Genomic DNA, 13,597 nt, shown 5'->3' on the forward strand with positions numbered 1-13,597 from the left:
TAGAGCGGAGATCGTCTGTTAGCGCTTGATCGACATCGAGACGCCGAGGAAGCGCGGCTCGCCGGCGATGAAGGTGGGGATACCGAAAGCATCCCCGGTGTTGCCGGCGTCCTTGATGTAGTCCTGCTCAAGCAGGTTGGTCGCGAAGGCTTCGAACTTCAGGGCGCTGTCCTTGCTGGGCTGATACCCGATGCGCAGGTTCATCAGGCCATAGGCCTTCTGCTTCTCGTCCTGGATCACGTCGCCCGTGGTCTGCAGCACGGCGCGGTCGTTGGCATTGTCGAAGAACACTTCCGACTGCCAGGTGTAGGTCGGGGTGATGGTGAAACGGCCGATCGGCGCGTCGAAAGCCAGATTGGCCCCCAGCGAGAAGCTGTCGTCCGGAGACAGGCGGAAACGGTTGTCCTTGAACAGGCCGTTGCCGAAGCGGGCCTTGCTGTGCGCGTAGGTGCCGAACACGGTGGCGTTGGCCGTGACCTGGAAGGTGGTTTGACCTTCAAAGCCGGTGGCCGAGGCCTCACCCGCATTGGTCGAGACGATCTGGCCCGCCGTGTTGCGGATCGAGGTCTGGAAGTTCTCGTAATCGTAGCGATAGACCGAACCTTCCAGGGTCAGGCGACGGTCCATCAGGGCCACCTTGGAGCCGATCTCGTAGGAGATGACTTCTTCGGCCGGGATCTCGGTGAACCGCGCCGCGGCGCCAGGAACGGTGTTGCCACCCGAAACGACCTTGGGACGACGGCCGGTAGCGACCGAGGCATAGAGGTTGGCATTGGGTGTCAGCGCATAGCGGCCAACCACACGATAGGTGACGCCGTTGTCGGTAAAGCTCTTGTATTGGGCCTGACCATTGAGGGTGGGCTGCACGAACAGGCCGCGCGGCGTGGTCGCCGTGCTGCCGCCGAGCACCGAGCCGCCATTGGGCAGGACGACGCCGTAGCCGCTTTCCTTGTCGTCATAGGTGTAGCGCAGGCCAGCGGCCAGCTCGAGCTTCTCGACCGGCTTCCAGGTGACGTCGGCATAGGCGTCGTACGACTTGGTCGTGCCGTAGTTGGTGTAGGTTTCGAGATGCTGGCTCTTCAGGGCCGCGAAGTTGGGGATGACGTTGATCAGGTTCATGCCGGCCACGTTGGGACGCACGAAACCGGGGATGGCGCCGGCGCGGGCCGCGAACACCTTTTCGTTGAACAGCAGCGGAACGCGCTGATTGCCGTCTTCCCAGAAGTAGCTGAGACCACCGAACGCCGTGATCGTGCCGCCGGCGTCATAGTTCAGGCGCAGGTCCTGGCTGGCCGACTTGCCCATGGCGTCTTCGGCGAAGGTGAACAGCGGGAGCGAGAAGCCGTCGGCGTCGAAGATTTCCTCGCCGGCGAAGCGCCGGAAGGCGGTCGTCGAGTTCAGCGAGAAGGCGTCGTTGATCTTGTAGTCGACCAGAGCGGTGGCGCTGAACACGTCGCGCTCCAGGCCCAGCTTCTGGCCATTCTCGAAGCCGGCGACGGTGGACAGGGCGGCGCCCGAATTGCGGCCCAGATCACCCAGAACCGCGCCCGTGTTCGGGTCGGTCGGCAGATAGGTCAGCGACTTGAACGACGTGCCCGAGGGGCTGTCGGACTGATAGTTCAGCAGCAGGTCGGCGTTCAGGCGCTCATTGGGGCGCCAGTTGAAGGCCAGGCGGACGGCCATGGTCTCGGTGGAATTGAAGTCATCGCCGCCCAGCAGGTTTTCGACATAGCCGTCGCGATGCTTGAGGCGGGTGGCGACGCGCACCGACAGGGTGTCGGTGAGCGGGGCGTTGAGCATGCCTTCGGCCATCAGATAGCCGAAATTGCCCAGTTCCAGCTTGGCCGAACTGGCCAGCTCGGGCCGCGCCTTGGCCTGGATGACATTGACGGCGCCGATCAGCGCGCCGCGACCATAGAGGGTCGATTGCGGGCCCTTGGCCACTTCGACGCGTTCCAGGTCGAACAGCTCGACATAGGAACCGCGCGACTTCGAGATCGAGACACCGTCCTGATAGACCGAGACGCGCGGCTCGTTGGTGGCCTCGCCGGAGTCCGAGGTGATGCCGCGCATCACGAAGCCCGGATTGTTGGGCGACTGGTTCTGGACCTCAAAGCCCGGAACGAACAGCGACAGCTCCTCGAATTCCTGAACGCCCAGCATCTCGAGCGTCGAGCCCGAATAGGCGGTCAGGGAGACCGGCACGTCCATGGCCTTCTGCTCGCGCTTCTGCGCGGTGACGACGACCTGCTCGACCTGAGCGGCCTCGGCCGGCGCATCGACGTCGGCCGCAACGGCCATGGAGGCGACGCTGAGCGCCAGAACACTGGCGGCAGACATCAGCAAGGTGGTGTGGATCGCGCGCATCGATTATCCCCTTCGACGACAAGCTGGAACTAAGGTCCCGGCGGATAGGCGCCGCTCGTGTCGGACACGCGACGAGATTGCGACGGAGCGATGAAACACCCTTGAGCCCGCTGGACGACGATACAGACGACATCGAGACCGAGGCGCTGGCGCCACAAACCGAGGCCCGGCTTGAGGTTGCGCTGACGGCGGATGACGCCGGGGAACGCCTGGACAAGATCCTGGCGACGCGATTCGAGAGCCTCTCGCGCGCGCGCCTGCAGGCCCTGATCGCCGACGGCCGGCTCAGCCTGAACGGCCGGGCGGTGACCGACGGCTCGCAAAAGGCCCGCGCGGGCCTCTATCAACTCCAGATCCCGGCCCCGATCGCCGCCGAACCCTCGCCCGAGGACATCCCCCTGACCGTCCTCTATGAGGACGCCCACCTGATCGTGGTCGACAAGCCGGCCGGCATGGCCGCCCATCCGGCTCCGGGCAACTATACTGGCACCCTGGTCCATGCCCTGCTGCACCATTGCCGGGGCAGCCTGTCCGGCGTCGGCGGGGTCGCGCGGCCCGGCATCGTCCACCGGCTGGACAAGGAAACCTCCGGGGTCATGGTCGCGGCCAAGACCGACGCCGCCCACCAGGGCTTGTCGGCGCTGTTTTCCACCCACGACATCGACCGCCTCTACATCGCCCTGACCCGCGGCGCGCCCTATCCGGCCCACGGCACGATCCAGACCCAGCTGGGTCGCTCGCCGCACGACCGCAAGAAGATGGCGATCCTGAAGAGCGGCGGCCGCGAGGCCATCACCCACTACCGCGTCGAGGAAGCCTTTGGCCCCGCCGACAAGCCGGTGGCGGCCCGCGTGGCCTGCCGGCTGGAGACCGGCCGCACCCACCAGATCCGCGTCCACCTGGCCAGCAAGGTCGCGCCCTGCCTGGGCGACCCGGTCTATGGCGGCGGACCACCGGCGGCCGGCGTGAAGGCCGTGATCGAAGAGATCGGTTTCCAGCGTCAGGCCCTGCACGCCGCGGTGCTGGGCTTTGTCCATCCCATCACCGGCGAGGCCCTGCGCTTCGAAACGCCGCTACCCGCCGACATGGCGGCGCTTGAAGCGGGCCTCAAGGCGCTCTGAGACAACCGTCTCTTGCGGTCGCGTTACAATCGCGCCCTAATTCGGCTGGCGCGGCGGCCTAGGCTGCTAGTAACGCCGCTTCCCGGAAGGCCTTGATGACCTCGTCGCGATCGCTTCTCGTTCTGCTGGCCGGCCTGGCCCTCGCCAGCCCCGTCTTCGCCCAGGCCGTCGCCAGCGAGGATGAGGCCGTGTCGACCGCCGCCCACCGCCTCGACGCCAAGGCCGCCGCCCAGGCCCAGGTCGCGCCTGTCGCCCCGACGCCCGCGCCCCGCGCCCTGACCACCGACGAACAGATCGCCGCCTTCCTGGAGTCCTCGCCCGCCCTCGAAGACCGCGAAGGACTGGCGGGCCTGGGACGATCTGACGCAGACACCCCGCGCAAGATCCACGGCTCGGCCGGCGTCACCGTCGGCACCGGGGGCTATCGCAGCGCCTATGTCTCCACCCTGATCCCGATCGGCGAGACGTCGACCCTCGGCCTGGCCTATTCCCAGACCGACCATGGTAGGAACACCGTCTTCTATCCCCAGGATGGGTACGGTTACGGCGACGGCGGCTATGGCTATGATCGCGGCGGCTGGAACGGCGACAGCGTCGGCCTGGGCCGGCCGGGCTATTGGGGCCGCGGCGGAAAGCAGCAGTCTGTGGCCATTTCCCTTGCCGTCGGCGGCGACCGCAGGGCCCCGCCCGAAGGCTGCGCCCCGGCCTTCCGCGCCGGAGACCGCTATATAGAGCCGCTGTGGGCGACCCAGATGCGCGGCCAGACCAGTCCCTGCGCGCCCGAAGGATCGCGCTGACCGGTTCACCCGCCGCGGAGACCGAAACGATCTTCGTACAGAGGCCCGGCGTTCGCGGATGCTTAATAGCTTGGCGTCATGGTCTCGCTATCGGGATCTATCAGGCGTTCGCATGCAGCCGGAAATTATCGCTCACCATCATCCCGCGACGGGAACGGTGACCTATCTCGTTGTCGATCCGGCCACGTTGCTGTGCGCGATCGTCGATCCGGTTCTGGATTTCGATCCGGAAACCCAGGCCACCGACACCAGCTTCGTCGATGCGATCATCGCCATGATCCGCGCCCGCGACATGGGCCCGACCTGGATCCTGGAAACCGGCCTGCACGCCACGCACCTGTCGGCGGCCGGCCATCTGAAATACGAAACCGGCGCCTCGGTCTGCATCGGGGCCGGCGTGATCGAAAGCCTGAAGCGCCTGGCTCCGGCCATGGGCGAGGACGGCGTCGACCTGGAAGGCTGGGACTTCGACAAGCTGGCCCAGGACGGCGAAGTCATGCCGATGGGCGGGCTGGAAATCACCGCCCACGCCGTCACCGGCCGTCTGCCCGGCGCCGTAGCCTATCAGATCGGCGACGTGCTGTTCACGGGCGACGTTGTGCTGTCGCCGGAACTCGGCGCGGGCCGCGCCGACCTGCCCGGCGCCGACGTCCAGGCCCTCTATGCCGACGCCCGCAAGTTCCTGTCCCTGCCCGGCGAAACCCGCCTGCTGGCCGGCTGGGAGGCCGCCGAGGGCGCGGAGACCACCACCGTCGCCCAGCAACGCGCCCAGAACGTGCAGCTACGCGACGGCGTCGACCTGCCCACCTTCGTCGCGGCCCGCCAGGCCGCCGACGCCGCCCTGCCGCCCCTGCCCTATCCGGCCCAGGCCCTGCGGGTGGCCATTCGCTCCGGAAAGCTGCCGCCAGAGGGTGAAAACGGCCACCGCTTTCCGCCGACGGATATCAGTTCTTTTTAAGAACGAACTTGCCCCCACACCGATCACCCCCCCCATATGCTTCGCGCACGAAACATATGGAGGCCGCCATGGCCGATGATTTCAGCGCCATGCTGACCGAACGCCAGGCCGGCCATCTGCCCGACCATCTGGGTCTGGAATGGCTGGAGGCCCGCGCCGGCTATGTGAAGGGCCGCTTCACCGTCGCCCCGCACCACATGGCGCCCAACGGCTTCCTGCACGCCGCCAGCGTCATCGCCCTGGCCGACAGCGCCTGCGGCTATGGCTGCATGGTCTCGCTGACGCCCGGCGCATCGGGTTTCACCACCCTCGAACTGAAGTCGAACTTCCTGGGCACGGCGCTCGAGGGCGGCGTGCTGTGCGAGGCCAGGCTGGTCCATGGCGGACGCACCACACAGGTGTGGGACGCTGTCGTCACGGCCGAAACGACCGGCAAGACCATCGCGCTTTTCCGCTGCACCCAGATGGTTTTGCATCCCCGCGCGTGACCGCGACAGAAAGCCTCGCACAGGGGCTTGCGCAACGGCGGCGACGCCGCTAGGTATCGCGCCCTCGACCTCGGGCGGCGTCAAAACCGCCCCGAAAACGGCGCCTGGAGAGGTGGCAGAGTGGTCGAATGTACCGCACTCGAAATGCGGCGTGCCTGGAAGGGCACCGTGGGTTCGAATCCCACCCTCTCCGCCACCACCCTTGAAAAAACGGCTGCCGCGAAACCCGCTAGGCGATCAGGGCGGCGCTCATACGGCAACGTCAAAAGCTGCCGGGGACTCCCCGCGCTGATAGCGCTCCCAGGCGACGGTGAAAGCTGCCTCGATGTGGCTTCGGAATAGATCAGTGTCGAATAGCGGCGTTGTTGCAACCTGGGTCGACAGCTTGAGCTTCAGGGCTGCCAGTCGTTGCGGCTCGCGCGCGAGCTCAAGCGCGAGGGCTTCGTACGACTCGAGCTTCTCGGTGACCAGTTCCGGGAGATCAACGGCGCACAGCAGGCTGGCGGCCACGCGGGCGGCGAAGCTTCGCCCGACACAGGTGACCACGGGGAGGCCCGCCCAAAGTGCGTCGCTGGCCGTCGTGTGTGCATTGTACGGCAAGGTGTCGAGGAAGAGATCCGCCAGCCTATGGCGCGCCAGATGATCTTCCAGGGCGACCTTGGGCGCAAACACCAGGCGATCGGGAGAAACACCCCGCGCCTGGGCCTCAGCGCGCAGATTACGGACCACGATGTCGCGCCCCTCAAGCAGCCACAACACACTGCCTGGAACCGCAGCCAATAGTCGCATCCAGACGTCAAAAACCGGCGGATTGATCTTGTGGCTGGCGTTAAAGCACGCAAACACGAAAGCATCGTGCGGCAACCTCGCTTGAGCCCGGTCAAGCGCGTGGCTCGCTATCAGCTTCCTGTCATCATTAACCTGATAACTGTATGGCAGGCGGATCACCTGCTCGCTGAAATTCGCATCCGCGCCCGGAGGTGCGACAATGGCGTCGGCCAGAATGTAGTCCGCCAGCGCCCTGCCAAGGGTCGCCGGATGGCCTAGATAGTTGATCTGGATCGGAGCCGGACGGTGGGCGAAGATTCCAGGTCGGCAATTGGCGGTAAGGCCGTTCAGGTCGATCACGATATCTGTTTCGGCCGCCCGGATCATGCTGGCGACCTCAAGGTCGCTGACCTGGGCGACGTCGTGAAACCTAGAAAACGCGGCCTGGATACGCTGGCGATACGCATCGTCCAATCTTGGTCCCAGCGCATAGCCCGTGATCTCGAAGCGATCTCGGTCATGCCGCTCAAACAGGCCTGCGATCAGATGAGCGACGGGATGATTGCGAAAATCTGACGAAACATAGGCGATGCGAATCTTGTCGTGGCGATAGATCTCGCCCGTCCAAAGCGGCTGAATCGGGCTCTGAAAACGTTTACGCAGATGGGCTTCCGCACAGATCCGCTGAGTCTCTGGATCATCGCAATAGGCGAGCATGGCGTGAGGCAGATCAACGTCTGCTCCCATCCGCAGGCGCTGCTCGAGCGCCGCTGCGGTGGAGTCATAGTCGGACCAGTCGCAGATCTTGAGCTGCTCACGAAACTTCAGACTTTGCGCAGCGCCGTTTTCCGGCTCAAGCTTCAAAACCTCAAGACAACTCAGCACCGCCTCGTCAGATCGACCCAGCATCGACAAAAGCCCTGCGCGATTGAAATGTGCGCGCGAATAATCGGGGTTGATCGCGATGATACGGTCGTATGAGGCTAGCGCCTCAGCGCTTCGACCAAGACGCACCAGCAGATTGCCGCGCGAATTGAGGGCGTCGATATCGTCGGATGCAATCGTCAGGGCCTGCTCGTGCGCCGCCAACGCATCGCTTGCTCGCCCAAGCCTTGCCAACAACCCTCCCATTGCATTGTAGGTTCCGGACCGGCCGGAGTTCTGGTCGACACACGCCTTCCACAGCCCCATCGCCCCCGGAAAATCGCCGCGCGACTGCAAGATCAGGCCAAGATTATGAAGACTGTCAGGCTCCGCCGGCACCCGGACCAGCACAGCCCTGTAGTAGCTCTCGGCAAGGTCGATCTGGCCGAGCCGATGCAGACGAACTGCCTCGCGCAGGTTGGCGCCCGGATCTGCAAGATCGATGTTTGGCATATTGCTCGTCATGATCCGTTCGCTACCTTGGATACGGTTGGGCCGCTGAGCTGGGCCATTCCCGGCTGATATCCCAGACTATCTTGATTCAGCGAGACCTGAGATCATCCAAGCGTTCGCCAGTCCTCTCGATTCCCTTTCATGACAGAAGCTGCGGGCTCGCCACAAACGCGAGCATCAGCGTCTGCGGCCAACCCCGCCCTATTCAGAGGCTTCCGTGACCGACGAGACCAGCGCCGAGGATTGGCTGCAACAGGCGGTCATCGCCAGCAATGAGGGCCGCCACCCCGAGGCGCGGGAGGCTTTCACCCGGGCGCTGTCGATAGACCCGACGCTGGGCGAAGCGATGCTGGGCCTTGGCCTGTCCTGTATGGCGACCCGAGATTTCGCGGACGCCGTCGCGCCCCTCCGTCAGGCCGCGTCGACGCCCGACGCGCCGGCGGTCTGGCATGCCTGCCTGGCCCAGGGCCTCTACATGACCGGCGATTTCGCGGGATGCGCGGAAGCCTTCGAGCGCGCGGCGGCGCTCGAGCCCCTGGCGACCAACGCGCGGCTGACCCATGCCCGGGCGCGCACCTTCGCGAGCATGATCGAAGGGCCCGTGGACGCCGCCCTGGCCCGCTATCCCGCCCTGGCGGGCGCCGAGGCCGAAGACATCGAGGTGATCGCCCGCGAGGCCTTCGCGATCCTCGGCGTGTTCGGACACGCCCCGGCGGCGGCGGCGGTCGGCGCCTGGCGGCTGGCGCGAAACCCGGACGATCAGATCCAGGCCTATCTGCAGCAGGCGGTCAGCGGCGCGGCGGTCGATCGCGCGCCGCCCGCCTATGTCGAGGCGCATTTCGACAGCTTCGCCGACAAGTTCGACCGCCAGCTGGTCGATCTGCTGAACTACCGCGCGCCCGAGCGGATGGCGGAACTGGTCGCCGCCCATGAACAGCAGTTCGCCGAGATCCTCGACCTGGGCTGCGGCACGGGGCTTTCCGCGCCGGCCCTGGCGCGGTTCGGCGGCAGGCTGACGGGCGTCGATCTGTCACGCGGCATGCTGGATCGGGCGCAGGCGCGCGGGGGTTATGACCTGCTGGTCCAGGCCGAGGCGGTCGCCTTCCTTGACGCACATCCAGGGGCCTTCGATCTGGTCTTCGCGGCCGACATGGTGATCTATTTCGGCGACCTTTCGGACCTGTTCCGCGCCGCCAAAAAGGCGCTTCGGCCCGGCGGAGTGTTCACCCTGAGCACGGAGGCCGGGGCAGACGGCTGGACCCTGCTGAGCTCGGGCCGCTTCTCCCATGCCGACGCCTATGTGGCGCAAGTCGCCGCGCCGGGTTTCGCGCTTGTGGAACAGGAACCCATCGCCCTGCGCCACGAAGGGACGGCGGCCGTTGAGGGAACACTGCACGTGTTCCGGCGGATCGCCTGAACCGGTATCCGCGCCGCCGCATCCGTTGATCGCCCGGGTGCGCGAGATCTGGCTCGACGCCGCCGGCCCCTGACCTCCGTGTACGGATCGTAGAAATGAAAAAGGCCGCCAGCGTAGCCGGCGGCCTTCCTCGTTCCAGCGCTTGGTAGACTACATCTTGTAACGAACGCCGAACATGATAGTCCGGCCGAAGTGGTTGTATTCGTAGTTGCGATCCGCCTCGAGATCGGTGAAGCGATCACGATACTCGTCGGTCAGATTGACGCCCTCGAGCGAGAACTCGAGATTGTCGTTCAGGCGGTAGCGCATCGAGGCGTCGACATTGATCGAGCTGTTGTAGCCCTCGAACACGTTGCCGGTGCCGCTGGTCGCATCGAGGAAGCCGCTGCGATAGGCCGCCGAGGCGCGGGCGCTGAACTTGTCGGCTTCGTAGTAGAGCGTGGCGTTGAACGCCCGGCGCGACAGGTTGAACAGGCGCTCCGTCTCGCGCCGGTTGACCAACCGGGGGAACGTGCCCAGCGGATCGGTCGCCGCCCCCTGCACCGTATAATCGACGTCGGAGTCGACCAGGGTCAGGTTGGCGATACCGCCGAAGTTGGACCAGAAGCCCGGCAGGAAGCTGAACGGCCCCTGCACGGCGAACTCAACGCCCTGCAGCTTGCCGCCTTCGCCGTTCGTCGTGCTGTTGATGGTCCAAGGACGCCCCTCGGGGTCCGCCGCGGCGGGCGAGCTGGCCAGGATCAGCGATAGTGGCAGACCGGTGGAGGCGTAGGTGCCGGTCGCCGAAACGCCGACCGGGAAGCTGGCGATATCCTTCCTGAACACGGCGATCGAGAAGATCGACTCGCGAGCGAAGTACCATTCCACAGAGGCGTCATAGGCCGTGGCGCGGAACGGATCCAACTGCGGATTGCCCGAGGTGATCCGGTAGTTGAAGCCATCGACCGAGCCGCCCGGGGTCAGGTTGCCCAGGCTGGGGCGAGTCATGACCTTGGCGATCGAACCGCGCAGGATGAGATTTTCGCGCGGATAGAGCGCCAGATTGCCGGCGGGCAACCAGTCTTCATAGGCGCGCTCGATCGTGACGTTCTGGCTATTGTTGATGCCCGTCGACGATTGTTCGGTCTTCACGTAGCGCACGCCCAGGTTCAGCGCGTAGTTCAGATCCATGATCTGGCTTTTCACGTCGAACTGCAGGAAGCCGCCGGTGTCCTTTTCAGTCACCGAACGGGTGTTGCCCGCCTGGACGATCAGGGGACGGCTGTAGAGGTTGACCATGGCCGTGGCGGCCTGGAGGTTGGGCACCACCCAGTTGGTCGTCGTGCCGGCCGGAGCCTCGGCGCCCGACAGGCTGAAGCTGTTCGTCAGAGCCGCCGTGACCGGCGCGCCATATGTACCGGCCGCGCAGGTGAAGGCCGCGCAGTACGTGGAGTCACGAGCGCCTTCGGTCAGGCCGAACTCGAACTCGCGATAGACCGCGCCCGCCTTCCAGGTCAGCTCGTCGGTGATCGCCCAATCAGCGTTCAGGGCGACGGTCTTGAACTCGTTGGTGTTGTTGGACGGCCGGTCGCGGAACTCGGCGAACTGGAAGTTCGTCGGCTCGGTGACGCTGGTGCCGAACGCCAGCACCGGCTTCTTCATGTCGGTGTAGTCGTACTTGTAGCCGGTGGCGTCACGGTCATCGAAGATGATCGTGGTTTCGTAGGGGATGTCGGCGTCCGACTTCGAGAAACCGGCCAGGCCCTGGATCTTGAACTGGTCGTTGAACTCGTGGGTCAGGTTGGCGCTGAACTGGTAGAAGGTGGTGTCCAGCTCGCGCTCATAGTGCTCGATACGCACCCAGGCGTTGTCGAACGTGCCCTTGATCAGGTTGTTGTTGCTGTCGATCGTGTAGTCGCGAACGCTGATCGAGCGCTCGTTCGACCGGAACAGGACCTCGGCCCACTTCTCGTTACGAACGGCGTTGTACTTCGAATACAGGCCGTCGACCGAAAGCTTGGTGCGGTCGGTGGGCTGGTACTGGAAGCTGCCGGTCAGGCCCAGGCGTTCGCGCTCGTGGTTCACTTCGCCATAGCGCGGAATACGGGGGTGGAAGGCCAGAGCCACCTGGTTACAGGATGCGCTCGGCACATAGGTTCCGCCCGAGTTCTGGGTGGTGAAGCAGTTGGTCCCGGCCACCGAATTGAAGCGCGCCTGCGCCCAACGCACGGTGTTGTTGGTGGACTCGACCTGCTCCTGCTTCGAATAGGCCGCCGACATCGAGGCCGCCCAGACGCCGCTGGGCGCGCGATAGCCGATCAGGCCGGCGAGGCGCGGACCCAGGTTCTTGCTGAGGTCGTTGTACTGGCCCTGAGCGCTGAGGGCGAGCGTGAGGCCGTCCTTGCCGCCGATCGGGTTGCCGGTGTTCAGATCGACGACGGCGCCGAGCGAACCTTCGTCGAGCGAGGCTTCGGCGGTCTTGTGCACGACGAGCGAGTTGAAGAGTTCCGAAGCGAAGACGTTGAAGTCGAAGCCGCGTTCGCGGTTGGCGCTGGCGCCGTCGGCGGTGGTGGCGATCGCCTCCATGCCGTTGACGCGGACGCGGGTGAACTGCGAGCCCAGACCGCGAACGGTGATCGCGCGGCCTTCGCCGCCGTCACGGACGATCGAGATGCCGGGGATGCGCTGCAGCGATTCCGCGAGATTTTGATCAGGGAACTTGGCGATGTCTTCGGCGACGATCACGTCCACCGCGGAGACCGACTGGCGCTTGACGTTCAGCGCCTGATCGAGCGAGCGCCGGAAGCCGGTGACCACCACTTCCTCGACCACAGCCTCTTCGCCCGCAGGCGGCGCGGTCTGGGCAGATGCGGTTCCAGCCATCGCGATGGCCAGCGCCAGGGCGCCCGTGGAGACCCCAAGCTTCAGGACGTTGAGACGCCCCTCGGAAATCTTAGACATGTATCCTCCTCCCGTTCGACGGAAACGGCGCTGTTGCGCCGCCCGGCTTTGAACTGATCGCGCTTCCTTCCCGCGCAGCCAATTCTAGGCCGTCTGTGTTTTTGACACCGGTGTCAGATGCCAGCGGACAATTGTCCGCAGTTTTGACACCGGTAGCAAAGGGCTAACAAACCGTCGTTATGGCCACAAGGCGAGATTGTCGTGGATCACAGGAGAAGTCGCACCCGTGGCTTTTCCGACACATCTTTGCGGCGCTCTCAACGCTTCGCCGACAGGGCGAGGCGGCCCCTAGAGCTCGTCGACCTTCCGGTGACTGACCTTGTTCAGGCCCTCGATCATCGACTGACGATCAGCGACGGGCAGCTCGGCGCCGACGGTGCGCAGCAGGCGCAGGGCGTGAAGATGAACGTCAATGGCGGCCCAGCGCCATGCGCCGGCCTCTGCGCAGCTGTCGGCGGTCGCGGCCAGCGAGACCGCGGCCTGGTCCACGCCGGCGTCGGAGACGAAGGTGCTGACGTCGATCATCGCCATGGTGAGGTTGTAAAGATCCTCGAAGCTCTCGGACTCGCGGTCGGCCGCCGAGGGGCCAAAGCGGCGCTCGATTTCGGCCAGGGTCTCGTCCAGGACGGCCAGCGAAGCCTCGCGCAGGCTTTCGACGCCGGCTTCGGCGGCGATGATCGCGTCCTTGGCCATCAGGCCACCGCTATCCTTGATCAGCTTGGCCAGGCGATTGGGTGGGCGGAATTTGCGAACGACGCTCATATCTGCACCTTCGCGACCTTCATCAGACTATTGATCTCGTCCTGAGACATGTTGGCTTCTTGCGCATTGCCGACCTCGGCGGGCAGGTCGTCCCGCCGCCGGCCTTCCATGCCGATCGGCGGGCCTTCGTACTTGAAGCGCCGATCAGGGCCCACATAGCTTTCGCACTCGATGAACGCCCGCTCCTCGCGCGCCACCCAGAAGATCCGCTCCAGCAGCACCTTGGGCGTGATCGGCTTGGCCACCGTGAAATTGGCCCCGGCGTCACGGGTGCGGAAGATGTCGGTGGTGCGGGTGTGCCCGGTGACCAGGATCACCGGAACGTAGCGATTGGTCTCCGGCGCGTCACGACGCAGCCAGTTGATGAACTCGATCCCGTCGACCTCCGGGATCTGAACGTCGCTGATGATCAGGTCGAAGGTCTTGGAGCCCACCAGGGTCTGCGCTTCCTTCACCGTCTCGGCCCGATGCAGCTGCTTGACCCCAAACCCCGAAACTACCTGGGACAGGATGTCGAGCGAAGGGCCGTTATCATCCAGCACCAGAACCGTGGCGCGCTCCAGATTGATGCGGGTCGAAGCCTGGAGAACGTCCATGAACGC

General features: G+C 65.2%; 10 protein-coding genes and 1 tRNA gene. 6 read left to right on the forward strand and 5 right to left on the reverse strand.

Going from position 1 to position 13,597, the window contains the following annotated elements:
• Nucleotides 1–18: 18 nt before the first annotated feature.
• Nucleotides 19–2,367, reverse strand: a complete 2,349-nt coding sequence (locus ACW17V_RS17335; RefSeq protein ID WP_492106294.1) for a TonB-dependent receptor — start codon at nucleotides 2,365–2,367, stop codon at nucleotides 19–21.
• Nucleotides 2,368–2,513: 146 nt separating this feature from the next.
• Here ACW17V_RS17335 and ACW17V_RS17340 point away from each other — a divergent pair, with 146 nt between their 5' ends.
• From ACW17V_RS17340 to ACW17V_RS17360, 5 genes are all read left to right on the forward strand, one after another.
• Complete coding sequence (locus ACW17V_RS17340; protein ID WP_492108821.1) at nucleotides 2,514–3,488, forward strand: RluA family pseudouridine synthase; 975 nt, start codon at nucleotides 2,514–2,516, stop codon at nucleotides 3,486–3,488.
• Between the two features lie 95 nt (nucleotides 3,489–3,583).
• A complete protein-coding gene (locus tag ACW17V_RS17345; RefSeq protein ID WP_492106295.1) occupies nucleotides 3,584–4,285 on the forward strand; it encodes a hypothetical protein in 702 nt (233 codons plus the stop codon).
• 112 nt (nucleotides 4,286–4,397) lie between these two features.
• The gene (locus ACW17V_RS17350) at nucleotides 4,398–5,243 is read left to right on the forward strand and encodes an MBL fold metallo-hydrolase (RefSeq protein WP_492106296.1); all 846 of its coding nucleotides are present in this window, start codon (nucleotides 4,398–4,400) and stop codon (nucleotides 5,241–5,243) included.
• Between the two features lie 68 nt (nucleotides 5,244–5,311).
• The gene (locus ACW17V_RS17355) at nucleotides 5,312–5,731 is read left to right on the forward strand and encodes a PaaI family thioesterase (RefSeq protein ID WP_492106297.1); all 420 of its coding nucleotides are present in this window, start codon (nucleotides 5,312–5,314) and stop codon (nucleotides 5,729–5,731) included.
• Nucleotides 5,732–5,837: 106 nt separating this feature from the next.
• Nucleotides 5,838–5,927: transfer RNA gene (locus ACW17V_RS17360), tRNA-Ser, on the forward strand.
• A gap of 53 nt (nucleotides 5,928–5,980) precedes the next feature.
• On the opposite strand, the gene ACW17V_RS17365 is transcribed toward ACW17V_RS17360, so the two are convergent.
• A complete protein-coding gene (locus tag ACW17V_RS17365) occupies nucleotides 5,981–7,888 on the reverse strand; it encodes an O-linked N-acetylglucosamine transferase, SPINDLY family protein (RefSeq protein ID WP_492106298.1) in 1,908 nt (635 codons plus the stop codon).
• 205 nt (nucleotides 7,889–8,093) lie between these two features.
• Between ACW17V_RS17365 and ACW17V_RS17370 the strand changes: the two genes are divergently transcribed.
• Nucleotides 8,094–9,293: a class I SAM-dependent DNA methyltransferase gene (locus tag ACW17V_RS17370; protein WP_492106299.1), complete on the forward strand. Its 1,200-nt coding sequence runs from the start codon at nucleotides 8,094–8,096 to the stop codon at nucleotides 9,291–9,293.
• 150 nt (nucleotides 9,294–9,443) lie between these two features.
• On the opposite strand, the gene ACW17V_RS17375 is transcribed toward ACW17V_RS17370, so the two are convergent.
• The 3 genes from ACW17V_RS17375 to ACW17V_RS17385 all read right to left on the reverse strand — a co-directional run bounded on the left by ACW17V_RS17375 (nucleotide 9,444) and on the right by ACW17V_RS17385 (nucleotide 13,591).
• Nucleotides 9,444–12,233, reverse strand: a complete 2,790-nt coding sequence (locus ACW17V_RS17375; protein WP_492106300.1) for a TonB-dependent receptor — start codon at nucleotides 12,231–12,233, stop codon at nucleotides 9,444–9,446.
• Between the two features lie 288 nt (nucleotides 12,234–12,521).
• Nucleotides 12,522–12,995, reverse strand: a complete 474-nt coding sequence (locus tag ACW17V_RS17380) for a chemotaxis protein CheE (RefSeq protein ID WP_492106301.1) — start codon at nucleotides 12,993–12,995, stop codon at nucleotides 12,522–12,524.
• Entirely contained in the window at nucleotides 12,992–13,591 is a 600-nt protein-coding gene (locus tag ACW17V_RS17385) for a response regulator (RefSeq protein WP_492106302.1), read from the reverse strand. Before ACW17V_RS17385 ends, ACW17V_RS17380 begins: the two co-directional genes overlap by 4 nt.
• Nucleotides 13,592–13,597: the final 6 nt, after the last annotated feature.

The organism is Caulobacter sp. FV2ye17ST (assembly GCF_058680955.1).